This window comes from Streptomyces sp. SAI-127 (genome assembly GCF_029894425.1).
Taxonomy (GTDB): Bacteria; Actinomycetota; Actinomycetes; order Streptomycetales; family Streptomycetaceae; genus Streptomyces.
In genome coordinates this window covers 8113705-8138282 of sequence record NZ_JARXYJ010000001.1, presented here as the reverse complement: position 1 = coordinate 8138282, position 24578 = coordinate 8113705, and the positions used below count along the sequence as shown (strand labels likewise).

Below are 24578 nucleotides of genomic sequence, written 5' to 3'. Positions count from 1 at the left end.
CTTCCTCATGCGTCCGTCACTTCTTCTTCGCGCCGCGCTTCTCGCGCACCCGCACCGAGATGTGGATCGGGGTGCCCTCGAAGCCGAACTCCTCACGCAGCCGGCGCTCGATGAAACGCCGGTAGCCCGCCTCGATGAACCCGGAGGCGAAGAGCACGAACCGCGGCGGCTTGGTGCCGGCCTGGGTGCCGAAGAGGATGCGCGGCTGCTTGCCGCCCCGGATCGGGTGCGGGTGGGCGGCCACCAGCTCGCCGAGGAAGGCGTTGAGGCGGCCGGTCGGGACCCGCGTCTCCCAGCCCGCCAGAGCCGTCTCGATCGCGGGGACCAGCTTTTCCATGTGGCGGCCGGTGCGCGCCGAGACGTTGACCCGCGGCGCCCAGGCGACCTGGCCGAGCTCGGTCTCGATCTCCCGCTCCAGGTAGTAGCGGCGCTCCTCGTCGAGGGTGTCCCACTTGTTGTAGGCGAGGACGATCGCGCGGCCCGCGTCGACGGCCATGGTGACGATCCGCTGGTCCTGGACAGAGATGGACTCGGAGCCGTCGATCAGGATGACCGCCACCTCGGCCTTCTCGACCGCGGCGGCGGTGCGCAGCGAGGCGTAGTAGTCGGCGCCCTGCTGGAGGTGGACCCGCTTGCGGATACCGGCCGTGTCGACGAACTTCCAGGTGACACCGCCGAGCTCGATGAGTTCGTCGACCGGGTCACGGGTGGTGCCGGCGATCTCGTTGACGACGACCCGCTCCTCGCCGGCCACCTTGTTCAGCAGCGAGGACTTGCCGACGTTCGGGCGGCCGATCAGGGCGATGCGGCGCGGCCCGCCGATCGCGGTGCCGAAGCTCTGCTCGGGGGCCTCCGGCAGCGCCTCCAGAACGGAGTCGAGCATGTCGCCGGTGCCCCGGCCGTGCAGCGCCGAGACCGGATGCGGCTCACCGAGCCCGAGGGACCAGAGGTAGGACGCGTCGGCCTCGCCGCTCGGCCCGTCGACCTTGTTGGCGCACAGCACCACGGGCTTGCCGGCCTTGCGCAGCAGTCGTACGACCGCCTCGTCGGTGTCGGTCGCGCCGACCTTGGCGTCGACGACGAACACGACGGCGTCGGCGGCCTCGATCGCGTACTCGGCCTGGGCGGCCACGGAGGCGTCGATGCCGAGGACGTCCTGCTCCCAGCCGCCGGTGTCGACGACCTTGAAGCGGCGCCCCGCCCACTCGGCCTCGTAGGTGACACGGTCGCGGGTGACGCCGGGCTTGTCCTCCACGACGGCCTCGCGGCGGCCGATGATGCGGTTCACCAGAGTCGACTTGCCGACATTGGGGCGGCCTACGACGGCGAGCACGGGCAGCGGACCGTGCCCGGCCGCCTCGATGGCCCCCTCGACGTCCTCGAGGTCGAAGCCCTCTTCCGCGGCGAGCTCCATGAACTCCGCGTACTCGGCATCGCCAAGCGCTCCGTGGTCGTGCTCTTCGGAAGAGCCCTCGGAGTGGATGTGGTCGTTCATGAAGTCCGTACCTCGTTCATCGTGGTGATCGGTGGACCCCCGGTTGTTCCGCCGGATTGATCCACTACTCAGTGTCGCCTAGCGCCCGGTCAGGCGCCTGGCGTTTTCCAGGTGGGCGCTGAGCTGCTTCTGGATGCGCTCGGTCGCCTCGTCGAGCGCCTTGCGCGTACGCAGTCCGCTGCCGTCGCCCGCCTCGAAGGGGTCGCCGAAGACGACGTCGACCCGGCTGCGCAGCGGAGGCAGCCCCCTTATCAACCGTCCCGGCTTCTCGGAGCTTCCCAGCACGGCGACCGGAACGACCGGTGCCCCGCTGCGCACCGCGAAGTACGCGAGCCCGGCCCGCAGGGAGGCGAAATCGCCCTCGCCCCGGGTGCCCTCCGGGAAGATACCGAGCACCCCGCCGGCCTTGAGGACATCGAGGGCTCGGGTGATCGCCCCGCGGTCGGCCACCGAGCGGTCCACCTTGACCTGCCCGATGGCCGTCAGGAAGGGATCCAGCGGGCCGATGAACGCTTCCTTCTTGATCAGGAAGTGCGTCGGCCGGGGTGACACGCCCATGACCATCGGGCCGTCGATGTTGTGGGAGTGATTGACGGCGAGGATCGCGGGCCCGGTCGCGGGCATCCTCCAGGCGCCGAGCACACGCGGCTTCCACAGCCCGTACATCAGCCCGACGCCGATCCGCCGCCCGACCTCGGCGCCCTTCCGCGAAGCCACCCTGCCGGAGGAGTCCGTACTCACTTCCCGGCCCGCTTCTCCTCGACGAGGGTGACGACACACTCGATGACCTGCGCGAGGGTGAGCTCGGTGGTGTCCACCTCGACCGCGTCGTCCGCCTTGGCGAGCGGCGAGGTCTTCCGGCTGGAGTCGGCCGCGTCCCGCTTGATCAGGGCCTCGCGAGTGGCGTTGACGTCGGCACCCTTGAGCTCCCCGCTGCGGCGCGCGGCGCGGGCCTCGGGCGAGGCGGTGAGGAAGACCTTGAGGTCGGCGTCGGGCAGCACGGTCGTGCCGATGTCCCGCCCCTCGACGACCATGCCCTTCTCCGCCGAGGTCGCCAGCGACCGCTGCAGCTCGGTGATCCGGGCCCGCACCTCGGGCACGGCGCTCACCGCGCTGACCTTGGAGGTGACCTCCTGGGTCCGGATCGGACCGGCCACGTCGGTGCCGTCCACCGTGATCGTCGGGTTCTCCGGGTCGGTGCCGGAGACGATCTCCGCCTTGCCCGCCACGGCGGCGATCGCGGAGGGGTCGTCGATGTCGATCCCGTTGGTCACCATCCACCAGGTGATCGCCCGGTACTGGGCCCCGGTGTCCAGGTAGCTCAGACCCAGCTGCGCGGCGACAGCCTTCGAGGTGCTCGACTTGCCCGTGCCGGAGGGGCCGTCTATGGCGACAATCACGGGCTGGGCGGCGCCGTTTTCCACGGGGGGACACCTTTCGGGTGCGGTCTGGCGAGTGGTGTGGGGACGCGACGGTGCCCCGCACAAGGTTACTGGGTGCGCGTCACTCGTCCGGACGCCCTCGTCTCGAGGCCGGCCTACTGCCGGATGGCCCAGCCCCGCTCCCGCAACGACGCCGCCAGCACCGGCGCCGCCGACGGCTCGACCATCAGCTGCACCAGCCCCGCCTGCTGCCCGGTCGCATGCTCGATCCGCACATCCTCGATATTGACCCCCGCCCGCCCGGCATCCGCGAAGATGCGGGCCAGCTGCCCCGGCTGGTCGTCGATGAGCACGGCCACGACCTCGTACACCCGAGGAGCGGACCCGTGTTTGCCGGGCACCCGGACCTGCCCGGCGTTCCCCCGCCGCAGCATGTCCTCGATCCCGGACGTGCCCTCGAGCCGCTTCGCCTCGTCCGCGGACTGCAACGCCCGCAGCGCCCGCACCGTCTCCTCCAGATCCCCGGCGACATCGGAGAGCAGATCGGCCACCGGCCCCGGGTTCGCGGAGAGGATGTCGATCCACATCCCGGGATCCGACGCGGCGATCCGGGTCACATCCCGGATCCCCTGCCCACACAGGCGTACGGCGGCCTCCTCGGCGTGCTCGAGCCGCGCGGCGACCATGCTGGACACCAGGTGAGGCATGTGCGAGACAAGCGCCACAGCACGGTCGTGGGCGTCGGCGTCCATGACCACCGGCACGGCACGACAGTGCGAGACCAGCTCCAGCGCGAGATTGAGCACCTCGGTGTCGGTGTCCCGGGTGGGGGTCAGCACCCAGGGTCGCCCCTCGAAGAGATCGCCGGAGGCGGCCAGCGGTCCGGACTTCTCCCGCCCGGACATCGGATGCGTACCGATGTACGAGGAGAGGTCGAGCCCCAGCCCTTCCAGCTCCCGCCGCGGCCCGCCCTTCACGCTGGCCACGTCGATGTATCCGCGAGCCACCCCGCGCCGCATCGCGTCGGCGAGCACCCCGGCCACATGCGCGGGCGGTGCGGCGACGATCGCGAGGTCGACGGGCCCCGCGGGCGCCTCGTCCGTACCCGCTCCGAGCGCGGCGGCCGTACGGGCCTGCTCGGGATCGTGGTCGGCGAGGTGGACGGTGACGCCCCGCCCCGCCAACGCCAGCGCGGCGGACGTCCCGATCAGTCCGGTCCCGACGACGAGTGCGGTCCTCACTGGGCGATGTCCTTGCGCAGGGCGGCCGCGGCGCCGAGGTAGACGTGCGCGATGTCGGCGCGGGGCCGGTCGGACTCTATGTGCGCGAGAACACGGACGACGCGGGGCATGGCTCCCTCGATGTCGAGTTCCTGGGCGCAGATCAGCGGCACATCGGCGAAGCCGGTGCCCAGCTTGCGGGCCGCGGCCGCGGGAAAGTCGCTGTGCAGATCGGGCGTGGCCGTGAACCAGATGCTGATCAGGTCGTCCGCGGTCAGCTCGTTCCGCTCCATGATGGCGGTGAGCAGCGCCCCGACCTGCTCGTCCATGTGGCCGGCCTCGTCCTTTTCGAGTTGGACGGCGCCCCGGACCGCTCGTACCGCCACGGCGTTGCTCCTTGCTGATGTTCGTTCGGCTCCTGGCCATCCAGCCTAGTCAGCCCGCGAGGGGCGGGTGCGCGGCGCCCGCACCCTGAGATGGCTTCCCGGACCGTGCCAATGTCACCCGAATGTCCCAGTTCCGCTACTTGGGGTGAGAACACCCCTGTGCGCCTCTGGACTCGGGGCCCCGGGTCCGCTCTGATGGCAGGAAACTCGCCTCGGGGGAGGCCCCATACATGAAGCGTTCCGGACCGTTGCTGACACTGCTCACGGGATTGCTGGTCGGCCTGTTCATGCTCTCGCTCAACGCCACGACGGGAGAGAAGCCCACGTCGGCGTCCGTGAAGCCGTCACCGAGCACCAAGGCGTCACCGAGCACCGCACCGGCACAGACGTCCGCGCCGCCCAGCCCGTCCCCGTCACGGACCCCCGTGCCCGAGGGCGTCTACACGGGCCGTACCGACGACGACTCGTCCGCGGTCGCGATCACCGTGCGCGACGACAAGGCGATCGCGTACGTCTGCGACGGCCACAACATCGAGTCGTGGCTGCAGGGTGAGGTGAAGGACGACGGCAGTCTGCGGCTCACCGGCAAGGGCGGCGCGAGCCTGGACGGCACGGTGAAGGGGACCAAGGAGATCCGCGGCACGGCCAATGTCGGCAGCGGGAGCTACGCCTTCACCATCGGCAAGGCGAAGAAGTCGTCCGGGCTCTACCGGGCGAACAGCACGGTGGCCGGCGCGAAGATCGAAGGCGGCTGGATCGTTCTTCCGGACGGCGAGCAGGTCGGCATCCTCAAGCGCGACGGCAAGCCCTCCCCGGCACCGAAGATCGACCCGGAGACCGGTGCGGTGACGGTCGACGGACAGCAGCTCACGGCCCGTCCGGTAACCCCCTGACCTCCGCCCGAGGGAGCCGATCATGACCGTCGACCCTAACGCGGCCACCCAGAGCTGGCCCTCGCCCGAACCCGAGCGCCGTCCCGGCCCGGCCCGCTATCTGATCCCCGCCCTCGTGGCCGCCGCGGTGGCCGTCGCCCTGGGCGCGTACGGCAAGGTCCACGACCCGACGGGGACGGCCTTCAACCTCGCCGGCTTCAGCAGCACGGGCGCGGTGAAGTCGTGGCTCGCGACGGTCGCGTTCTTCTTCGCGCTCGTGCAGCTCGTCTCGGCCCTGATGGTGTACGGCAAGCTGCCGGGCCCGAGCTGGTCCGCCACCCTGCACCGCTGGTCCGGCCGCGTGGCCTTCCTGGTCGCGGTGCCGGTCGCGGTGCACTGTCTGTACGCGCTGGGCTTCCAGTCGTACGAATCACGCGTTCTGTGGCACTCCCTCCTGGGTTGCTTCTTCTTCGGTGTGTTCAGTGCCAAGATGCTGCTGCTCCGCTCGGAGCGACTTCCCGGCTGGCTGCTGCCGATCGTGGGCGGGCTCGTCTTCACCGCGCTCACGATCCTCTGGCTGACCTCGGCCCTCTGGTTCTTCCGCACCTTCGGAGTCACGACATGACGCACAGCCCGACGCGGCGCACGATCCTTCTCACGACGGGCGCGGCCGCGCTGACCGTCGGCTGCGGCGAGTACGGCAACGAGAACAGCGACTCCGGGTCCAGTTCGGTGGAGGCCGGCACCGAACTGGCGAAGACCAGCGAGATCCCGGTCGGCGGCGGGAAGATCTTCAAGGACGAGAAGGTCGTCGTCACCCAGCCGAAGGAGGGCGAGTTCAAGGCCTTCTCGGACATCTGCACCCACCAGGGCTGCCAGGTGACCAGCGTGTCCGGCGGCACGATCAACTGCCCCTGCCACGGCAGCAAGTTCAACATCACGGACGGCTCGGTGGCCAACCCGCCGGCCAACAAGCCGCTGCCCGAGAAGCAGATCAAGGTCAGCGGGGACTCGATCCAGCTCGCCTAGGCGTCCCAGAGCGCCCCGAGTGTCACCAGCTCGCTGCCGTACTCGATGCGGTCGGCCCACTCGGCCGGCCAGGCGTCCGCCCCCAGGTGGGCGCCTGCGAAGGCGCCCGTCAGGCAGGCGATCGAGTCGGAGTCGCCGGAGCTGCACGCGGCCCGCCGCAGGGCCGTCAGCGGCGCGTCGGGGAACTGCAGGAAGCACAACAGCCCGGTCGCCAGGGCTTCTTCGGCGATCCAGCCCGCCCCGGTGGCCAGACACGGGTCCTCCTCGGGCGAGGCGGTGCGCACGGCGTCGTCGAGCCGGTCGAGGATCGCCAGGCACTCGTCCCAGCCCCGGGCCATGAACTGCCCGGGCGTCGCATCGTGGCTGTGAGTCCACAGGTCGCCGAGCCAACGCTCGTGGTACTGCCCCCGGTTCACCAGGGCGTACGTCCGCAGCAGCCCGACCAGTTCGCCCGGCTCGGCTCCCTGCAGGAGCAGCCGCACGCCACGCGCGGTGAGGTCGGAGGCGGCGAGCGCGGTCGGGTGGCCGTGGGTGAGCGCGGACTGCAACTGGGCGGCGCCCGCGCGCTGTTCCTCACTGAGGCCGGGGACGAGTCCGACGGGTGCCACGCGCATGTTGGCGCCGCAGCCCTTGGAGCCGATCTGGCTGGCGTGCTGCCAGGGCAGATCGGTGCGCTCCAGCAGGTCGCAGGCCCTGAGACAGGTGTTGCCGGGGGCGCGGTTGTTCTCCGGGGAGCGGTTCCACGCGATGAACTCCCGACGGACCGGTTCCGCCATCTCGGGCCCGAGCACACCCCGGTCCATCGCCGCGCGCAGCCCCCTTCCCACCGCGAGCGTCATCTGGGTGTCGTCGCTGACGACGGCCGGCGTGCACAGCTCCATCTCCCGCCACGGCCCGCACTTGGCGAGGATCGACCGCACGTCGTTGAACTCGGTCGGGAAGCCGAGGGCGTCCCCGAGGGCGAGGCCGACGAGTGTTCCGGTGGCGGCGCGTTTGGTCAGGATCGTGGTCATGCGGGGCGTCCTTCCGGGGACGGTCGGAGGAGAGGGGGGTGCAGGGCGGTGGCCGGTCCCGCGCGGTAGAGCGCGGCCGGTTTGCCGCGGCCGCCGGTCAGACGTGCGGCGCCGGGGACGGCCTCGACGAAGCCGGGCGTGGCGAGCACCTTGCGGCGGAAGTTGGGCCGGTCGAGGGTGGTGCCCCACACGGTCTCGTACACCTGCTGGAGCTCGCCGAGGGTGAACTCGGGCGGGCAGAAGGCGGTGGCGAGGCAGGTGTACTCGAGCTTGGCTCCCACGAGTTCATGGGCGTCGGCCAGGATGCGGTCGTGGTCGAAGGCGAGCGGCCCCGCCTTGTCGTACGGCACCCAGCGGGCCTCGGCCGCGTCGCTGCCGCCGTGCGGCTCGGGCGGGTCGGGGAGCAGCGCGGCGAACGCGACGGAGACGACCCGCATCCGGGGGTCGCGGTCGGGCTCGCTGTAGGTCCGCAGCTGTTCCAGATGCAGCCCGGAGACGTCCGACAGCCCGGTCTCCTCGGCGAGTTCGCGCCGGGCCGCCGTCTCCGCGGACTCGTCCGGGTGCACGAACCCGCCGGGCAGCGCCCAGTGTCCGGCGTACGGCTCCTGCCCCCGCTCGACGAGCAGCGCGTGCAGGGCGCCTTCCGCGACGGTGAGGACGGCGAGGTCGACGGTGACGGCGAAGGGTTCGTGGGCGTACTTGTCGTAGTCCACTCGCGCCCGCCCCCTTTATGGTCATCATGACTAATAGTCCTTACGACTATAAAGAGCGCGAGCGTGTTCCACAAGCCCCTAGAGGCGCCGCCCCAGGAAGGCGAGAAGCCGTGTCTCAGGCCGCGCGCGGGACGGCACGGCGACCGGTTCGGCGAACCGCACGCCCCGGTCCTCCTCCCCCACCACGCACTGGGCGACGGAGAGCAGTTCGGCCGCGAGGCCCTCCGGAATGGGCCACTGCTGTCCGCAGGCCCGGGCCACGTCCCACCCGTGCACGGTGATCTCGACGGCGCCGACGGCGGCCATCACCCGCACGTCCAGCGGCCGTTCACCCACCAGCACGTCCTCCGGCGGGCCGGCGGCCCAGGCGCCGAGCACGGCACACGCGCGCGTGCGGAAGCCGCAGACCCGGTCGGCGTGCGGGAGCAGGCCGATCCGCCCGCCGGTCAGCCCCTCGTACAGCGCGTCCAGGGAGTCGTCGAGATGGCCCAGCAACTCCTCGAGATTCCACTCGGCACACGGCGTGGCCCTGCCGAGGCTCACGGCCTTCGTCCCCGCCACGCTGCCCAGCGAATAGGCCAGCGAGCGCTCCAGCAGTTCCCCGGCGCTCATGACAGCGCCTCCGCCGGACTGCCGCAGCAGCCCCTCAGCGGCCCCACAGGGCTCTCCTGGGCCCGCGGGGATCTGCCGGACCGGGAAGGCCGCTCAGGGCCCTCCAGCACTGCCTGACACGCCTCGTCACGGATCCCGGTCCTCGCGTCCATCCCCACTCCGTCCATCCCCGCTCCTTCCGTCACGGATACAGACCGCGGGGAGGGCGAAAACGCATCGGCCGGCCCCGGAGACTTCCGGAACCGGCCGCACGCGCGTGTGTGTCCGTGGGGACTACAGGTCGACTTCCTTCATCAGCATGCCGACCTCGGTGTTGGACAGCCGCCGCAGCCAGCCCGACTTCTGGTCGCCCAGGGTGATGGGCCCGAAGGCGACCCGCACCAGCTTGTCGACCGGGAAGCCCGCCTCGGCGAGCATGCGGCGGACGATGTGCTTGCGGCCCTCGTGCAGGGTGACCTCGACGAGGTAGTTCTTGCCGGTCTGCTCGACGACCCGGAAGTGGTCCGCCTTCGCGTACCCGTCCTCCAGCTGGATGCCGTCCTTGAGCTGCTTGCCCAGGTCGCGCGGGATCGGGCCCACGATGTGCGCGAGGTAGACCTTCTTCACGCCGTACTTGGGGTGGGTCAGCCGGTGGGCCAGCTCGCCGTGGTTGGTGAGCAGGATGACGCCCTCGGTCTCGGTGTCGAGCCGCCCCACGTGGAAGAGCCGCGTCTCACGGTTGGTGACGTAGTCCCCGAGGCACTGCCGGCCCTCGTTGTCCTCCATCGTCGAGACGACACCGGCGGGCTTGTTCAGCGAGAAGAACTGGTACGACTGCGTCGCCACGGTCAGGCCGTCGACCCTGACCTCGTCCTTCTCGGGGTCGACCCGCTTGCCCTGCTCCAGGACGATCTCGCCGTTGACCTCGACCCGCGCCTGCTCGATGAGCTCCTCGCAGGCCCGGCGCGAGCCGTAGCCCGCGCGCGCGAGGATCTTCTGCAGCCGCTCGCCCTCCTGCTCGGCGCCCGGGAAGGTCTTCGGCGGCTTCACGTCCTTCTTGCCGGCGTACCGCTCACGGTTGCGCTCCTCGGCCCGCGCCTCGTACTCGCGGGAGGTCGCCGGCACCGAACGGCCGCGCCCGGTGCTCTGGCCCTGCTTCGGCCCGCCCTTGGCACCGCCGCGCGCGGAGGCACCGCGCCCGGACTTCGGTCCCTCGTGGGTGGCGTCGGGGCCCACGTCGTAGCGACGCTCCTCGGGACGGGGCCTCTTCGGCCGGCCCCCCTGCTTGTCGTCGCGGTCGTTCCCGGCCCCGCGGTAGTTACCGCGGCCACCGCTGCTCCCGCCGCGGCCGCCGCTGTTGCCACCACGGCTCCCGCCGTTGTTTCCGCTGCTGTTCCTGCCGCTGCTGCTTCGCATCAAAGTTCCGTCTTGTCGTCTGCGTCCTCGGAATCCGGGGCGTCCGGATCGAACGACGGTACGGCTTCCTGGGTCTCGGCCTCGATCGCCTCCGCCTCCGGGAGGAAGGGCGCGAGCTCCGGGAGCTCGTCCAGACCGCGCAGGCCCATCCGCTCCAGAAAGTAGTTCGTCGTCACGTACAGGATCGCACCTGTTTCGGGTTCCGTGCCCGCCTCCGCGACCAGACCCCGCTGGAGAAGGGTGCGCATCACACCGTCACAGTTCACTCCGCGCACCGCGGAGACCCGGCTGCGGCTGACCGGCTGGCGGTACGCGACCACCGCCAGCGTCTCCAGCGCCGCCTGGGTGAGCCGGGCCTGCTGGCCGTCCAGGACGAACCGCTCCACGGCCGGGGCGTACTCGGCGCGGGTGTAGAAACGCCAGCCACCTGCGACGTACCGCAACTCGAAACCGCGCCGCTGCACGGTGTAGTCGTCGGCCAGTTCCCTGAGCGCCCTGGCGATCTGCCGCTTGGGCCGCTCCAGGATCTTCGACAGGTGCTCCTCGGTCGCGGGCTCGTCCACGACCATCAGGACGGCCTCCAGGGCCGGCTTCAGATCGAGGTCGGCGACGCCCGGCGGCCCCGCCGGCACCTCGTAGGTGTCCTCGCTCACGCCTTGTCCTCCTTGGGCGGCTCGGGCGGTCGGTCGAACTCGTCGGTCACCACCGGCTCGGCCTCCCCCGTACCGCCGGTCCACCGCACGACCAGCTCCCCGAGCGCGGTCTCCTGGTCCAGCGCCACGGCCTTCTCCCGATACAGCTCCAGCAGCGCCAGAAAGCGCGCCACGACGGTCAGGGTGCCGTCGGCATCCTCCACCAGCAGACGGAAGCTGGCCTCACCGAGCTCCCGGAGCCGCGCGACCACGATCCCCGCCTGCTCCTGGACGCTCACCAGCGGCGCGTGGATGTGATCGACGTACACCTGCGGCTTGGGCTTCGGCTGCATCGCCTTCACGGCGAGCTTCGCGAATCCCTCCGCCCCGATGCTGATGACGACCTCGGGCAGCAGCTCGGCGTGGTGCGGTTCCAGTCCGACGGTACGGGGGTAGCGCCGGGCCTCCTCGTCGAGACGCCGGTTGAAGATGTCGGCGATCTGTTTGTAGGCGCGGTACTGCAGCAGCCGTGCGAAGAGCAGGTCCCGCGCTTCGAGGAGTGCCAGGTCGGCCTCGTCCTCCACCTGCGCGGCCGGCAGCAGCCGAGCCGCCTTGAGGTCGAGGAGAGTGGCGGCGACGACGAGGAACTCGGTCGTCTCGTCGAGATCCCAGTCCGGGCCCATGGCGCGGATGTACGCCATGAACTCGTCGGTGACCTTGGAGAGCGCCACCTCGGTGACGTCGAGCTTGTGCTTCGAGATCAGCTGGAGCAGCAGATCGAAGGGTCCCTCGAAGTTGGCCAGCCGAACCTTGAAGACACCGTCGGAGGCTTCCCCCCGCTCGCCGGTCCCGGCGGGAGCCTCTGCTTCGGCGACCGGCTCGCTCTCGGCCTCGGCCAGGTCGCTCTCCGCCTCGGCCAGGTCGCTCTCCGCCTCGACCGGCTCGCTCTCCACCTCGACCGATGAGGCGACCGGCTCGGCCCCCGGCCCCCGGCCGAGCACACGCCGACGGCCGGCGGAGCCGCCGGGCACGGGAACGTCGTTCGAGGTCATAGCCCCCGCAGGCTACCGCTACCGCCCACGCAGCCGGCGGACGAGAATGCTCGCGTCCCCGCGGGACTCCAGATCCGCCAGCACCACGGCGACCGCCTCGCGCACGATCCGACCGCGGTCCACCGCGAGCCCGTGCTCACCCCGGAGCACCAGACGCGCGTGCTCCAGATCCATGAGTTCCTCGGCGGAGACGTACACGGTGATCTTCTCGTCGTGCCGCTCCCGCCCGCTGGGCCGTCGTGAGGGAGAGCGACCGCGCTTGCCGCGCTGCTGACCGGAGGCCTGGGCAGAACCTTCCTGCGCCTCCTGACGTGGCCCGGAGCGCTCCGCGGTGACGGCCCGGCTGCGGGACTCGCCCGCCTCGGCGTCGGCCGCGACATGCTCCGCCCCGTCACCGTCCCCGCCCTGCGCGGGCACGGAGTGCGGCGCGTCCTCGGCCGCCGACCCGTCCGGCTCCCCCGCGGGAGCCGGCACCCTGGCCTCGCCGTTGGTCCCCCGCCGGGGAGTGGACGCCTGGAGCGCCATCCCCCCTGTCGTACGGAACAGTTCGTCGGCCCCCGGCAGACTCACTCGGCGTGACACCGGGCGAGCACCTCCCTGGCGAGCTGGCGATAGGCGGCGGCACCGACGGAGTTGGAGGCGTAGGTGGTGATCGGCTCACCGGCGACCGTGGTCTCCGGGAAGCGGACCGTGCGCCCGATGACCGTGTGGTAGACGTGATCGTCGAACGCCTCGACGACGCGCGCGAGCACCTCACGGCTGTGCACGGTGCGCGAGTCGTACATCGTGGCGAGGATCCCGTCGAGCTCCAGGTCCGGGTTGAGCCGCTCCTGGACCTTCTCGATGGTCTCCGTCAGCAGTGCGACACCACGCAGGGCGAAGAACTCGCACTCCAGAGGCACTATCACCTTGTGCGCGGCCGTCAGGGCGTTGACCGTGAGGAGGCCGAGCGAGGGCTGACAGTCGATCACGATGTAGTCGTAGTCGGCCATGAGCGGCTTCAGGGCCCGCTGCAATGTCGACTCGCGGGCGACCTCGGAGACCAGTTGGACCTCCGCCGCCGACAAGTCGATATTGCTCGGCAGCAGGTCCATGTTGGGGACCGCGGTCTTCAGCAGGACCTCGTCGGCCGCCATGCCCCGCTCCATGAGCAGGTTGTAGACCGTGAGGTCGAGCTCCATCGGGTTGACACCGAGACCCACCGACAGCGCGCCCTGCGGGTCGAAGTCCACGAGCAGCACGCGCCGGCCGTACTCCGCGAGCGCGGCACCCAGGTTGATGGTCGACGTCGTCTTGCCCACGCCGCCCTTCTGGTTGCACATCGCGATGATCTTCGCGGGGCCGTGGTCGGTCAGCGGGCCCGGGATCGGGAAGTACGGCAGCGGGCGCCCGGTCGGGCCGACGCGCTCACGGCGCTGGCGGGCCGCATCGGGCGCGAGCGTGGCCGCGTACTCCGGATCGGGCTCGTACTCGGCGTCGGGGTCGTAGAAGTGCCCCTCGGGCAGTTCGTCGTAGTCGGCGAAGTGGTTGTGGGGCGCGCCACTTCCGTCGCCGGCCATGGCGTTCACGTGATGGCCATCCATGCTCTGGTGTGCTGTCCGCACGGTCTGCGGACTCTGACGGGCTGCGAAGGTGCGCACCGCGACGGAGCCGACAGCCTCGAACCCCGCGGGGCTCTGGGCCCCGGCAGGCATTCCTGGTTGACCACCCCCGGGAGAAAATGTCGACTCATTCACAAGTCGTCTTACCTCCTTGGAGACCAGGAAACTTCTAGACAAGGTCAGCGTGGCACCATGCCGACGGTTGGCGACTCTATGGCGTGTCGGGTGTTCACAGCAACACAATCCGCCGGACCCGGCAGGATGTGTCGGCAATGAAACATCCCGCTGTCAAGGGCGTACGGCAGTCGCACGGCAGGTTTCGCCGGTGTACGAATCGGTTCAAGGGTTACGTTCGACGCGAGTTGACCGAGAGTCGCAAAGTGACCATACACACATCCGGCCGGACCTTGTGGGGCAAGGTCCGGCCGCATGTGACTCGTTGACGCGCCTTGTTGACGTATCGCCTTTACGAAAAGGTGACTTAGCCATCCGAGCAGGTCACGGCTTTAGCCGAGCAGCGTCTCGAGCTCCACGTGCTCCAGGCCGTGCGCCTCCGCGACCTCGCGGTAAACGACCTTGCCGTCATGGGTGTTGAGCCCCTTGGCCAACGCCGGGTCGCGGCGCAGCGCCTCCACCCAGCCCCGGTCGGCGAGTTCGACGATGAAGGGCAGCGTCGCGTTGGTGAGCGCGTAGGTGGAGGTGTTGGGCACCGCGCCGGGCATGTTGGCGACGCAGTAGAAGACCGAGTCGTGCACCTGGAAGGTCGGCTCGGCGTGGGTGGTCGGACGCGAGTCCTCGAAGCAGCCGCCCTGGTCGATCGCGATGTCGACAAGGACACTTCCGGGCTTCATCCGCGAGACGAGCTCGTTGGTGACCAGCTTCGGGGCCTTGGCGCCCGGGATGAGGACGGCGCCGATGACGAGGTCGGCGTCCAGGACGGCCTTCTCCAGTTCGAAGGCGTTGGACATGATCGCCCGGACCTTGGTGCCGAACACCTTGTCGGCCTCGCGGAGCTTGTTGATGTCGCGGTCGAGCAGCGTGACGTGGAAGCCCATCCCGACGGCGATCTGCGTGGCGTTCCAGCCGGAGACCCCGCCGCCGATGACGACGGCCCGCGCGGGCTGGGTGCCGGGGACACCGCCGGGGAGGACACCGCGGCCGCCGACCGAGCGCATGAGGTGGTAGGCACCGACCTGAGGGGCGAGCCGGCCCGCGACCTCGGACATCGGGGCGAGCAGCGGGAGCGCACGCGAGGGCAGCTCGACGGTCTCGTAGGCGATCGCCGTGGTGCCGGACTCGATCAGCGCGTCGGTGCACTCCTTGGAGGCGGCCAGGTGCAGGTAGGTGAAGAGCGTCTGGTCCTTGCGGAGGTGGTGGTACTCCTCGGCGACGGGCTCCTTGACCTTCAGCAGCAGGTCGGCGGTGGCCCACACCTCGTCGGCGGTGTCCAGGATCCGGGCGCCCTCGGCGACGTACTCCTCGTCCGGGATGGAGGAGCCGACGCCGGCGCCCCGCTCGATGACGACCTGGTGGCCGTGGCGCACCAGCTCGTGCACGCCGGCGGGGGTGATGGCCACCCGGAACTCGTTGTTCTTGACCTCGCGGGGGATGCCGACCTTCACGTGGATCACGGTCCTTGGCTCAGAGTGTGTGGGGCAATACAACACATACCCGGGCATGCATGAGCACACCAGGAGACACCGCAGGAGAAGGTGCGGCAGAGCCAGTCTAATGAAGGTGTTCCCGCTGTCTAGCCTTTCATTGCATCAATCTTCCGCGGATGTACTACGGATTTCGCAGGCGTCAGCGTCGTGTTTCGGCTCGTCGACCTGCTGAGACCCGGGTTCCTCCTCGGAAACCTCCTCGTCCAGCAGCCGCTCGGCGGCGCCGCGGTGCAGCTGGGCGGAGGCGGGATCGCCGAGACGGTCCAGCGTGTCGGCGAGCCGCAGCTGGAGCGCGGCCTGCAGCCGGACGTCCTCTGCGCGCCGCGCCCACTCCACTGCCTCCTGGCAGGTACGCAGGCACTCCTCGGGGTGTCCGGCGTACTCCTGGACGCGGGCGAGTTCGCTCAACGCCCGTGCGTGTGCGGCCACATCGCCGTTCTTGCGGTGTCCGGCGAGCGCGGCCCGCCAGTTCCGGACCGCCTCGCCGTAGCGGCCCGCGTAGGTGTGCGCGGCGGCGATACGGCCGTACAGCCGGGCGGCCTCCGCGCGCTCGTCCCGGGCCAGCCGCTGGGCCAGGGCCCGGCCGAACCAGTCGGCGGCCCGGTCGTAGTCCCCGAGTTCCAGATGCGCGCCGCCTACGGATTCCATCGCGCGGCCGGTCGCGTACGGGTCATTCGCTTCCCGTCCGGCGTCCAGGGCCGCCCGGTAGCGCGCCAGTGCCTCCCGGGTCCGGCCGGTCTGGGCGTCCAGGTCGGCGAGGTTCAGCAGGGCGGCGGCCTTCTCGCGCGGCAGAGCACGCCGCTCGGCCACGTCGAGGACGAGGCCGTGGACGTCGTAGAGGTCGGGGGCGGCGGCCTTCATGCCGAAGTGGGCCACCATCGCGCGCACGAGCTGGGACATCAGGCGCCGGGCCAGGGTGTCGAGCTCCCCGTCGGCGACCGCGTGGCGGGCCGCGGCGAGCAGGGCCGGCCTGCGGACGCGCAGCCAGTCCTCGGCCGCCCTGGGGTGCGGGAAACGCACCGAGGGCGGCATCCCCTGGAGCTTCTCGCGGGCGTCGGGGCTGTCGGTCTCGGTGATCGCGCGGGAGGACTGGAGCAGCCGTACGGTCCGCTCCAGCATGCGAGCCCGGGCCAGCTGCAGCTCGGCCGGGCGGTCCTGGGTGTCGGCGAGGGCCTTGAGCAGGGGATACAGGCAGCCGGGGACCTCGTACTGCGGCAGCGGTGACTCCACGGCGTGCAGCAGACCGAGGGAGACGAAGTCGTCCAGGGTGGAGCGGGCGCCGCCCACCGAGCAGCCGGCGAGCGCGGAGGCGGTGTGCGGATCGACGAGGCCCGCCGGGGCCAGGGAGAGCAGTCGCAGTATCCGGGCGGCCGGTTCGGGAAGGGACGTGTAGACGAGCTTGAAGACCCGGCTGAGGGGACTCCCTTCGTCACCCTCCGTGTGCAGATGCTTGGCCAGATCGGCGACGGCCGCCTTGGGGCGGGCGGCGAGCCAGCCGCCCGCCAGCATCAGTGCGGCGGGGTGGCCCTGGCACTCCTCGACCAGGCCCTCGGCGGCGCGCGGGTCGACGGTGATGCGGACCGACCCGGTGTGCCGGGACAGCAGCTCCAGCGCGGTCTTGGTGTCGAGGCCGCCGAGGGTGCACGGGCGAACGTCCGCGATCCCGGTCAGCGGACCTCCCGAAACGGCCACGACCAGGCATTCCGGAGCGTCCGGAAGCAGGGCGTCCACCTGTTCCGCGGCCACCGCGTCGTCGAGCAGGAGCAGCGAGCGACGGTCGGCGAGCGCCTCGCGCAGCACCGCCGTGAGGTCGTCCTCGGCGGCCCCGGCGGGCGCCGCCACGTCGAGCGCGGTGAGCAGTTCACGGGCGGTGTTCCCGACCGGCACGGGGGTGCCGTCGGGCTCGCTCAGCCGGGCACGCAGCAACCCGTCGTCGTAACGGTCAGCTACCGCCCGGACGAGTTCCTCGGCGAGTGCGGTACGGCCGGATCCGGGGCGCCCCGCGATGAGCAGCACCCGCGCGCGGGGTGCTTTCCTGCCGGAGAGCGTGTCGAGCCCCGCCCGCTCGATGTCGGCGAGCAGCTCCTTCAACTCCCGCGTCCGCCCCAGGAATTGACCCTCGTCCGACAGCCGTACGCCGCCTGTGTCCACCGCCTGATCCGTCACGGGCCACACTCCCGTCCCACCGCACGCGCAAAAGCCCGCCGGTGACCCCGGTTCGGGCTTTTCAGAGCCTAGTTCACCCTGTGCAACGGTCCTGGCAGAGCGCGGCGGTGGGGCCGCGAGAGTCCCTCAATCGGATCAACGGTTCATATGATCACCGGGTTCAGCAGTTCCGGTAGTAGGGGCGCGGGGCTGTATCGACATGCGGCTCCGCCGCGTGGGCGCGATCAGCCACAACGAACCCGCACCCCGCAACGGACCGCTACGACAACGGCGCGACCCGAAATGACCGTCACGCCTCGAACGGCCGCGCAGCCCACTCCGCCTCAGCCACCCGCAACCCGTCCACCCCGCCGGAGGCCCGCGCGGCGACGAGCGAGAGCACCCCCACCACCAGGCAGTTGTTGTGCAACTCCCCGGCAAGCACCCCCCGCACCAGCTCGGACACCGGCACGCGCGCGTACTCCAGATCGATCTCCTCGTCCTCGACCGCGAACCGCTCCTCCTCGGCCTCGGACAGCCCCCGGGCCAGGAAGATCCGGATCGCCTCGTCGCACCCCCCGGGCGAGGTGTAGACATCCGTCAGCACCCGCCAGTCCTCCGCCTTGACGTGCGCCTCCTCGTACAGCTCCCGCTGGGCCGCGTGCAGCGGATTCTCACCGGGCACGTCCAGCAGCCCGGCAGGGATCTCCCACAGCTTCTGCCGTACGGGATGCCGGTACTGCCGGATGAGCAGCACCCGGTCCTCGTCGTCGAGGGCGAGGACGGCCACGGAACCCGGGTGGACCTGGTAGTCGCGGCGGACCACCGAACCGTCGGGCATGACCACCTCGTCCGTGCGGACGGAGGTCTTGTTGCCCACGAAGGGGGTCTCCGTCGCCCGGATCTCCCACTCCTCCGGGGCATCCTTGATCGTCATTCCCTGTCCTTCCCCACGTGCGCAAAAGAAGCCGGGGCACTCGCCTTTGAATGCGTGTGCCCCGGCCACCGTACAACTGTCGTGCTAGTTGGAACTCTGCCGCTCGACCGCGGCCTTCACCAGGCCGGCGAACAGCGGGTGCGGCCTGGTCGGACGCGAGCGCAGCTCGGGGTGGGCCTGCGTGGCGACCAGATACGGGTGGACGTCGCGCGGGTACTCGACGTACTCGACGAGCTTGCCGTCCGGCGAGGTGCCGGAAAACAGGATGCCCGCCTTCTTCTCGAGCTCGGCGCGGTAGGCGTTGTTCACCTCGTAACGGTGACGGTGCCGCTCCTCGACGTACTCCTTGCCGTCGTACACCTCACGGACGATGGAGCCCTCGGCGAGCTTGGCCGGGTACATGCCGAGTCGCATGGTGCCGCCCATGTCGCCCTCACCGGCGACGATGTCGAGCTGCTCGGCCATGGTGGAGATGACCGGGTGGCCGGTGGCCGAGTCGAACTCGGTGGAGTTGGCGTCCGGGATGTCGGCGAGGTTGCGCGCGGCCTCGATCACGATGCACTGCAGGCCCAGACAGAGACCGAGCAGCGGGATCCGGTTCTCGCGGGCGTACTGGATCGCGCCGACCTTGCCGAGCACACCGCGGTCGCCGAAGCCGCCCGGGATGCAGATGCCGTCGACGTCACCGAGCTGCGCCGCGGCACCGGCCGGGGTCTTGCAGTCGTCCGAGGTGACCCACTTGATCTTCACGCGGGCCTTGTTGGCGAAACCGCCGGCGCGCAGGGCCTCGGTGACCGAGAGGTAGGCGTCGGGCAGGTCGATGTACTTGCCGACCAGGGCGAGGGTGATCTCGTGGTCGGGGTTGTGGACGCGGTCGAGCAGGTCGTCCCAGGTCGTCCAGTCCACGTCGCGGAACGGCAGGTCCAGCTTGCGGACGACATAGGCGTCCAGGCCCTCGCTGTGCACGGTCTTCGGGATGTCGTAGATCGAACGGGCGTCCGGGCAGGCGACCACGGCGGCCTCGTCGACGTCGCACATCAGCGAGATCTTGCGCTTGATGGCGGTCGGCACCTCGCGGTCGGACCGCAGCACGATGGCGTCCGGCTGGATACCGATGTTGCGCAGGGCCGCAACCGAGTGCTGGGTGGGCTTCGTCTTCAGCTCTCCCGACGGGCCGATGTACGGCAGGAGGGAAATGTGGACGACGAAGACGTTGTCACGGCCGACCTCGTGCCTCACCTGGCGGACCGTCTCCAGGAACGGCAGCGACTCGATGTCGCCGACCGTGCCGCCGACCTCCGTGATCACGACGTCCACCTCGTCCGTCGCCATGCGGCGGATGCGGTGCTTGATCTCGTTGGTGATGTGCGGGATGACCTGCACGGTGTCGCCCAGGTACTCACCGCGCCGCTCCTTGGCGATCACCGTGTTGTACACCTGGCCGGTGGTGACGTTGGCGGAGCCGTCGAGGTCACGGTCGAGGAAGCGCTCGTAGTGGCCGATGTCCAGGTCGGTCTCGGCGCCGTCGTTGGTGACGAACACCTCACCGTGCTGGAAGGGGTTCATCGTGCCGGGGTCGACGTTGAGGTACGGGTCGAGCTTCTGCATCACGACGCGCAGGCCCCGCGCCTTGAGCAGCATGCCAAGGCTGGAGGCCGTCAGACCCTTGCCGAGCGAGGAGGCGACACCCCCAGTGACGAAGATGTGCTTGGTCGTCGTGGCTGTGCTGTTTCGAAAAGCAGCGGTCATGGCCAAGAGGGGGCTCCCGTGGTCGCGATCTTGAGGTGCGGTTCGGGGGTCAGACGCCCACCGGTCCACGGGCTACCAGGGTATCAGCGCCTCGGGGAGATGGCTTCCGGCCACGCTCCGCGCACACGCCGACACGGACCCGCACCACCACACCCGTTTCTCACCCGTTGCTCACCCGTTCGGCGCACCCGCGTTGCCCGGAGCGGCACGCAGATCATCTACGTGCGTCGTATCCTGCTCGGACACTCGCTGCCGAGCCCGGCCGGAAACTCGGGACCACCCCCACCCGTAAGCGCCGGAACAACGAGAGCTCGTCAGTTCGTTGAGCAACAGTTGTCGTTTTGCCTCACAGCGGCAGGACTGTTTTGCTTCACCGCTCAACGACGCATTACAACGACCCCCTTGACCGCACCAAGCGACAGCCCCCTTTCCTGCAGGGGGTGACGTGGCCGTTCGACTGGAGTTGCACGTGGCCGGGCGCATCGAAGATTACGCACTCATCGGAGACATGCAGACCGCAGCCCTGGTCTGCCGGGACGGCACGGTGGACTGGCTGTGCCTGCCCCGCTTCGACTCGCATGCCATCTTCGCCGGCCTGCTGGGCACCGAGGAACATGGATTCTGGCGGCTCGGACCCGCCCACGCGGCCGACGCGGCGCCCCCCACGGCGGCCCGGCGCAGCTACCGCGGCGACTCCCTCATCCTCGAATCCGAGTGGGACACCCCGCGCGGCACGGTCAGAGTGACCGATTTCATGCCCCCGCGTGACGGCGCCCCGCAGCTCATCCGGATCGTGGAAGGCGTCTCGGGCCGCGTCCCGATGCGCTCGGCCCTGCGGATGCGGTTCTCCTACGGCCGTGTCGTCCCGTGGGTCCACAAGCACGAGGGGCGCACGGTCGCCGTGGCGGGCCCGGACTCGGTGTGGTTCGACACCGACTGCGAGACCTACGGCAAGTCCCTGACGACGTACTCGGACTTCACGGTCGCCCCGGGTGACCGGATCGCGTTCACCATCTCCTGGGAGCCCTCGCACAAGCAGCCGCCCCCGCTGCCCGAGCCGGAGCAGTCGCTGGAGGCCACCGAGGACTTCTGGCGTGAGTGGGTCGAGCACTGCACGTACCACGGCCCCTACCGCGAGGCCGTCATCCGCTCGCTGATCACCCTCAAGGCGCTGACGTACGCCCCCACCGGCGGCATCGTGGCCGCGCCGACGACCTCGCTGCCCGAGGACGTCGGCGGCGTCCGCAACTGGGACTACCGCTACACCTGGCTGCGCGACGCGGCCATCACCCTCTCCTCGCTGCTGCGCACCGGCTACCGCGAGGAGGCCCGCGCCTGGCGCGAGTGGCTCCTCAGGGCAGTCGCCGGCGACCCCGAGAACCTGCAGATCATGTACGGCATCGCGGGCGAACGGGAGCTGGGCGAGGCCGAGCTCGACTGGCTGCCCGGCTACGAGAACTCCGCCCCGGTCCGGGTCGGCAACGGCGCCGCGCACCAGCTCCAGCTCGACGTGTACGGCGAGGTCACCGAGGCCCTGCATCTCGGTCACATGACGGGCCTGGCCCGCAACGACTACGCCTCCCTGCTCCAGCTCAAGCTGATCCGCTACCTGGAGCAGCACTGGGACGAGCCGGACGAGGGCATCTGGGAGGTGCGCGGCCCGCGCCGGCACTTCGTGCACTCCAAGGTGATGGCCTGGGTCGCCGTGGACCGCACCATCAAGCTCATCGAGTCCGGTGACGCGGACGGCCCGCTGGAGAAGTGGCGCGAACTGCGCGACGACATCCACCGGGACGTGTGCGAGAAGGGCTACGACAAGGAGCGCAACACCTTCACCCAGTCCTATGGCTCCAAGGAGCTGGACGCGAGCCTGCTCCTCATCCCGCAGATGGGCTTCCTGCCTCCGGACGACAAGCGCGTGATCGGCACCATCGAGGCGATCCAGCGCGAGCTGTCCACGCCGGACGGCTTCATCCTGCGCTACCCGACCTCGAGCGGCGACGAGAACGTCGACGGCCTCCCCGGCGACGAAGGGGCCTTCCTGGCCTGCTCGTTCTGGATGGCGGACGACCTCGCGATGATCGGCCGCGTGGACGAGGCGAGGAAGCTCTTCGAAAAGCTGCTCTCGCTCCGCAACGACCTCGGTCTGCTCGCCGAGGAGTGGGACCCGCGGCAGAAGCGCCAGGTGGGCAACTTCCCCCAGGCCTTCAGTCACGTCCCGCTCATCGACACGGCCCTGCGCCTGACGGCGTCGGGCGCGTACGGCGGCTGAACAGGACCTGAGCGCCGGGCCCGCCTAGGCTGGGATCCATCAGCCCCTGCACGGAAGGGGGCGCCTCATGGCATCCCCGTCGAAGGCGGGCGCGGCACTCTCCGCGCTGCGCGAGGATCTGGCCGGCGACGTGTTCGCCCCGGAGGATCCGGGCTACGACGAGGCCCGGGCCGTCTTCAACGCGATGATCGACCGCCGGCCCGCGGTGATCGCGCAGTGCGTGAACGAGGACGACGTCGTACGGGCCGTCCGCTTCGCCCGTGACCTCGACCTGCCGGTCGCGGTGCGCGGCGGCGGTCACAGTGTGGCGGGCATGGCGGTCAACGACGGCGGACTGGTCGTCGACCTGCGCCACATGCGGGCGGTCACCATCGATCCCGCGGCCGAGGCGGTACGCGTCGCCGGCGGTGCCACGATGAGCGACCTGGACCGCGCCTGCCAGCCGCACGGCCTCGCCACCACCGGCGGCCGGGCCTCGACCACCGGTGTCGGCGGTTTCGTCCTGGGCGGCGGCAGCGGCTGGCTCGACCGGTGGTGCGGACTCGCCGTCGACAATCTGCTCGGGGTGGAACTGGTCACCGCGGACGGCGAGCGCGTCTACGCGAGCGCCGACGACCACCCGGACCTGTTCTGGGCCCTGCACGGCGGTGGCGGCAACTTCGGCATCGCCACCGCGCTGACGCTGAAGCTGCACGAACTGCCCGAGTTCTCCATCGCCCTGCTGCTGTACCTCCCGGAGTTCGGCCCCGAGGTCACGCGCACCTTCCGCGACGTCATCGCGGCAGGACCGGACGAGGCGTCCGGCGGCGTGCTCTATTTCACCGCCCCGCCCGAGGAGTTCGTACCGCCGCACCTGGTCGGCACCCTCGTGTGCGGCGCCCTGCTGACGTACGCCGGCGGGGAGGCGGATCTGCGCAAGACGGCCGAGCCGCTGCTGGCGCTGCCGCATGTGACGGAGATCGTCGGGGCGATGCCGTACGCCGATGTCCAGTGCATGATCGACGATCCGCCCGGGATGCGGAACTACTGGTCGGCGGAGTACCTCACCGGCGCGCCGGACGACTTCGTGGACGCGTTCTGCGCCCGCGCGGACGCCCTGCCGGTGCCGACCGGCACCCAGCACGTCCTCTTCCCGCTCGGTGGGGCGATCGGGAACGGGCCACGCGAGTTCCCGGTGCCGTACCGGGACGCGCAGTGGGTCGTGCACCCCTTCGGGATCTGGGAGGACCCGGCGGACGACGAGCGCTGCGTCCAGTGGGTCCGGGACGTACGCACCGAGGTCCAGCCGTGGAGCACCGGCGCGGTCTACCTCAACTTCATCGGCGACGAGGGCGCGGACCGGGTGGTGGCCGGTGTCGGCACCGAGAACACCCGGCGGTTGTCCGAGGTGAAGCGCCGGTACGACCCGGACAATGTGTTCCGCTTCAACCACAACATCAGTCCGGCCTGAGCGCCGTCAGCGTGCGCTCGCCGCCAGGGTCGCCCGCCGTGGCCGGCACCAGCGCTATCTCGTCGAGCCCGGCCTGCGTATAGGCGTCGACACGGGCCCGTACGGCGTCCAGGTCGCCCACCAGTCCGACCGTGCCCGCGGCCGCCGCGGGCAGGGCCCGCACCAGGGTCTCCCGGTCCGCCCCGTTCGCGGCGAGCTCCACCGCCTCCCCGAACCCCGCCTCGGCGAACACGTCGCTGTAGCCCGGCACGGTGAGGTATCCGGCGATGCTGCCCAGCACCTGCGTGAGCGACTCCGGGTCGGGGTCGACGGCCGCGGGCAGCCAGGCGGCGAGCGTGGGCGGCGTACGGCCCGCCTTCCGGGCCGCCGCGTCCAGCGCCGCGCGCAACGCCCGCACCTGCTCCGGGGAGACCACGTCCAGCAGCATGCGGTCGGCGTGCGCGGCGGCCGTGGCGATCGCGCGGGGCCCGAACGCGGCCACCGTCAGCGGCCCGCCGGGCGGCGGCAGCCGCCTGCGGAAGGTGCTGCCGGGCACGACCGGTTCGCCCGGAGAAGCGTGCAGAAACCGTCGTACGGCTGCCGCCTGCTCCTCCAGTACGGCGGCGGGCCGCACCCGGGGCCGGTCGTGCACGCCCTCGACCACCCGCTTGCTGGACGTGCCCAGCGCCACCCCGACCGGCCGGCCGACGAGTGCCGCGACCGAGGCGGCGCCCCGGGCCGAGGTGTACGGGTCGCGCACCGACACCGGGACCGGGCCCGCGGTCAGCGCGACCCGCTCGGTGGCCCGCCCGATCGCCGCGGCGAGCACGAACGCATCCCACGTCGGCCCTTCCCCGGCCCACACCTCCCGGAATCCGAGCCGGTCGGCGGCCCTCGCCACCCTGAGCGGCTCCTCGACCGGACTGTCGTCCTCCCGTGCCACGGCAACCACGCTGATGTCCATGCACCGGCCGCTACCC

General features: G+C 70.7%; 23 protein-coding genes. 5 read left to right on the top strand and 18 right to left on the bottom strand.

The genetic code is table 11. The features are described 5' to 3' along the window. Positions 1-16 precede the first annotated feature (16 nt). The 5 genes from der to aroH form a co-directional block, all read right to left on the bottom strand. On the bottom strand, positions 17-1495 hold the full coding sequence (gene der / locus M2157_RS37400; protein ID WP_280856668.1) for a ribosome biogenesis GTPase Der: 1479 nt from the start codon (positions 1493-1495) through the stop codon (positions 17-19). 78 nt (positions 1496-1573) lie between these two features. Beyond that, positions 1574-2275, bottom strand: a complete 702-nt coding sequence (locus tag M2157_RS37395) for a lysophospholipid acyltransferase family protein (protein WP_280856669.1) — start codon at positions 2273-2275, stop codon at positions 1574-1576. After that, a complete protein-coding gene (cmk, locus tag M2157_RS37390; protein ID WP_280856670.1) occupies positions 2233-2919 on the bottom strand; it encodes a (d)CMP kinase in 687 nt (228 codons plus the stop codon). Before cmk ends, M2157_RS37395 begins: the two co-directional genes overlap by 43 nt. Positions 2920-3032: 113 nt before the next feature. Beyond that, positions 3033-4118, bottom strand: a complete 1086-nt coding sequence (locus M2157_RS37385) for a prephenate dehydrogenase (RefSeq protein ID WP_280856671.1) — start codon at positions 4116-4118, stop codon at positions 3033-3035. Further along, a complete protein-coding gene (gene aroH, locus M2157_RS37380; protein ID WP_062052069.1) occupies positions 4115-4483 on the bottom strand; it encodes a chorismate mutase in 369 nt (122 codons plus the stop codon). Before aroH ends, M2157_RS37385 begins: the two co-directional genes overlap by 4 nt. A gap of 230 nt (positions 4484-4713) precedes the next feature. Here aroH and M2157_RS37375 point away from each other — a divergent pair, with 230 nt between their 5' ends. The 3 genes from M2157_RS37375 to M2157_RS37365 are packed head-to-tail and all read left to right on the top strand — an operon-like array spanning position 4714 to position 6384. After that, entirely contained in the window at positions 4714-5376 is a 663-nt protein-coding gene (locus M2157_RS37375) for a hypothetical protein (RefSeq protein WP_280856672.1), read from the top strand. 22 nt (positions 5377-5398) lie between these two features. Continuing rightward, the gene (locus tag M2157_RS37370) at positions 5399-5980 is read left to right on the top strand and encodes a DUF6529 family protein (protein ID WP_280856673.1); all 582 of its coding nucleotides are present in this window, start codon (positions 5399-5401) and stop codon (positions 5978-5980) included. Continuing rightward, complete coding sequence (locus M2157_RS37365; protein WP_280856674.1) at positions 5977-6384, top strand: Rieske (2Fe-2S) protein; 408 nt, start codon at positions 5977-5979, stop codon at positions 6382-6384. Before M2157_RS37370 ends, M2157_RS37365 begins: the two co-directional genes overlap by 4 nt. On the opposite strand, the gene M2157_RS37360 is transcribed toward M2157_RS37365, so the two are convergent. From M2157_RS37360 to M2157_RS37305, 12 genes are all read right to left on the bottom strand, one after another. Beyond that, positions 6381-7397: an ADP-ribosylglycohydrolase family protein gene (locus tag M2157_RS37360; protein WP_280856675.1), complete on the bottom strand. Its 1017-nt coding sequence runs from the start codon at positions 7395-7397 to the stop codon at positions 6381-6383. The two genes, M2157_RS37365 and M2157_RS37360, sit on opposite strands and share 4 nt — an antisense overlap. Beyond that, the gene (locus M2157_RS37355; RefSeq protein ID WP_280856676.1) at positions 7394-8110 is read right to left on the bottom strand and encodes an NUDIX domain-containing protein; all 717 of its coding nucleotides are present in this window, start codon (positions 8108-8110) and stop codon (positions 7394-7396) included. Before M2157_RS37355 ends, M2157_RS37360 begins: the two co-directional genes overlap by 4 nt. Positions 8111-8188: 78 nt before the next feature. After that, positions 8189-8722: a TIGR03086 family metal-binding protein gene (locus M2157_RS37350; RefSeq protein WP_280856677.1), complete on the bottom strand. Its 534-nt coding sequence runs from the start codon at positions 8720-8722 to the stop codon at positions 8189-8191. Positions 8723-8995: 273 nt separating this feature from the next. Then, entirely contained in the window at positions 8996-10117 is a 1122-nt protein-coding gene (locus tag M2157_RS37345) for a pseudouridine synthase (protein WP_280856678.1), read from the bottom strand. Then, positions 10117-10770: an SMC-Scp complex subunit ScpB gene (gene scpB / locus M2157_RS37340; protein WP_280856679.1), complete on the bottom strand. Its 654-nt coding sequence runs from the start codon at positions 10768-10770 to the stop codon at positions 10117-10119. The genes M2157_RS37345 and scpB overlap by 1 nt, the downstream gene beginning before the upstream one ends. Beyond that, a complete protein-coding gene (locus M2157_RS37335) occupies positions 10767-11801 on the bottom strand; it encodes a segregation/condensation protein A (RefSeq protein WP_280867400.1) in 1035 nt (344 codons plus the stop codon). Before M2157_RS37335 ends, scpB begins: the two co-directional genes overlap by 4 nt. A gap of 18 nt (positions 11802-11819) precedes the next feature. After that, the gene (locus tag M2157_RS37330; RefSeq protein ID WP_280856681.1) at positions 11820-12383 is read right to left on the bottom strand and encodes a hypothetical protein; all 564 of its coding nucleotides are present in this window, start codon (positions 12381-12383) and stop codon (positions 11820-11822) included. Further along, a complete protein-coding gene (locus M2157_RS37325) occupies positions 12368-13495 on the bottom strand; it encodes a ParA family protein (RefSeq protein ID WP_266566697.1) in 1128 nt (375 codons plus the stop codon). Before M2157_RS37325 ends, M2157_RS37330 begins: the two co-directional genes overlap by 16 nt. Positions 13496-13908: 413 nt before the next feature. Next, entirely contained in the window at positions 13909-15024 is a 1116-nt protein-coding gene (ald, locus tag M2157_RS37320) for an alanine dehydrogenase (RefSeq protein ID WP_280858966.1), read from the bottom strand. Positions 15025-15168: 144 nt separating this feature from the next. Continuing rightward, positions 15169-17232 (bottom strand): tetratricopeptide repeat protein, encoded by a 2064-nt coding sequence (locus tag M2157_RS37315; protein WP_280867399.1) that lies wholly within the window; start codon positions 17230-17232, stop codon positions 15169-15171. Between the two features lie 289 nt (positions 17233-17521). Beyond that, positions 17522-18148 (bottom strand): NUDIX hydrolase, encoded by a 627-nt coding sequence (locus tag M2157_RS37310; RefSeq protein ID WP_280856683.1) that lies wholly within the window; start codon positions 18146-18148, stop codon positions 17522-17524. Positions 18149-18232: 84 nt separating this feature from the next. Further along, complete coding sequence (locus M2157_RS37305; protein WP_280856684.1) at positions 18233-19897, bottom strand: CTP synthase; 1665 nt, start codon at positions 19895-19897, stop codon at positions 18233-18235. A gap of 469 nt (positions 19898-20366) precedes the next feature. Between M2157_RS37305 and M2157_RS37300 the strand changes: the two genes are divergently transcribed. Together M2157_RS37300 and M2157_RS37295 are read left to right on the top strand one after the other, a co-directional pair. Further along, positions 20367-22169, top strand: a complete 1803-nt coding sequence (locus tag M2157_RS37300) for a glycoside hydrolase family 15 protein (RefSeq protein WP_059211809.1) — start codon at positions 20367-20369, stop codon at positions 22167-22169. A gap of 67 nt (positions 22170-22236) precedes the next feature. After that, positions 22237-23619 carry an FAD-binding oxidoreductase gene (locus M2157_RS37295; RefSeq protein ID WP_280856685.1) on the top strand — a complete coding sequence of 461 codons (1383 nt, stop codon included), beginning with the start codon at positions 22237-22239 and terminating at the stop codon, positions 23617-23619. Here M2157_RS37295 and M2157_RS37290 read toward each other — a convergent pair. Continuing rightward, positions 23606-24562, bottom strand: a complete 957-nt coding sequence (locus tag M2157_RS37290; protein WP_280867398.1) for an LLM class F420-dependent oxidoreductase — start codon at positions 24560-24562, stop codon at positions 23606-23608. The two genes, M2157_RS37295 and M2157_RS37290, sit on opposite strands and share 14 nt — an antisense overlap. Between the last annotated feature and the right edge of the window lie 16 nt (positions 24563-24578).

Excerpts from the sequence above, each read along its gene's own strand:
- der (WP_280856668.1), bottom strand. The coding sequence starts at position 1,495 with ATGAACGACCACATCCACTCCGAGGGCTCTTCCGAAGAGCACGACCAC.
- M2157_RS37375 (WP_280856672.1), top strand. The coding sequence starts at position 4,714 with ATGAAGCGTTCCGGACCGTTGCTGACACTGCTCACGGGATTGCTGGTC.
- M2157_RS37370 (WP_280856673.1), top strand. The coding sequence starts at position 5,399 with ATGACCGTCGACCCTAACGCGGCCACCCAGAGCTGGCCCTCGCCCGAA.
- M2157_RS37365 (WP_280856674.1), top strand. The coding sequence starts at position 5,977 with ATGACGCACAGCCCGACGCGGCGCACGATCCTTCTCACGACGGGCGCG.
- M2157_RS37360 (WP_280856675.1), bottom strand. The coding sequence starts at position 7,397 with ATGACCACGATCCTGACCAAACGCGCCGCCACCGGAACACTCGTCGGC.
- M2157_RS37350 (WP_280856677.1), bottom strand. The coding sequence starts at position 8,722 with ATGAGCGCCGGGGAACTGCTGGAGCGCTCGCTGGCCTATTCGCTGGGC.
- M2157_RS37345 (WP_280856678.1), bottom strand. The coding sequence starts at position 10,117 with ATGCGAAGCAGCAGCGGCAGGAACAGCAGCGGAAACAACGGCGGGAGC.
- M2157_RS37335 (WP_280867400.1), bottom strand. The coding sequence starts at position 11,801 with ATGACCTCGAACGACGTTCCCGTGCCCGGCGGCTCCGCCGGCCGTCGG.
- M2157_RS37325 (WP_266566697.1), bottom strand. The coding sequence starts at position 13,495 with ATGCCTGCCGGGGCCCAGAGCCCCGCGGGGTTCGAGGCTGTCGGCTCC.
- M2157_RS37310 (WP_280856683.1), bottom strand. The coding sequence starts at position 18,148 with ATGACGATCAAGGATGCCCCGGAGGAGTGGGAGATCCGGGCGACGGAG.
- M2157_RS37305 (WP_280856684.1), bottom strand. The coding sequence starts at position 19,897 with ATGACCGCTGCTTTTCGAAACAGCACAGCCACGACGACCAAGCACATC.
- M2157_RS37295 (WP_280856685.1), top strand. The coding sequence starts at position 22,237 with ATGGCATCCCCGTCGAAGGCGGGCGCGGCACTCTCCGCGCTGCGCGAG.
- M2157_RS37290 (WP_280867398.1), bottom strand. The coding sequence starts at position 24,562 with ATGGACATCAGCGTGGTTGCCGTGGCACGGGAGGACGACAGTCCGGTC.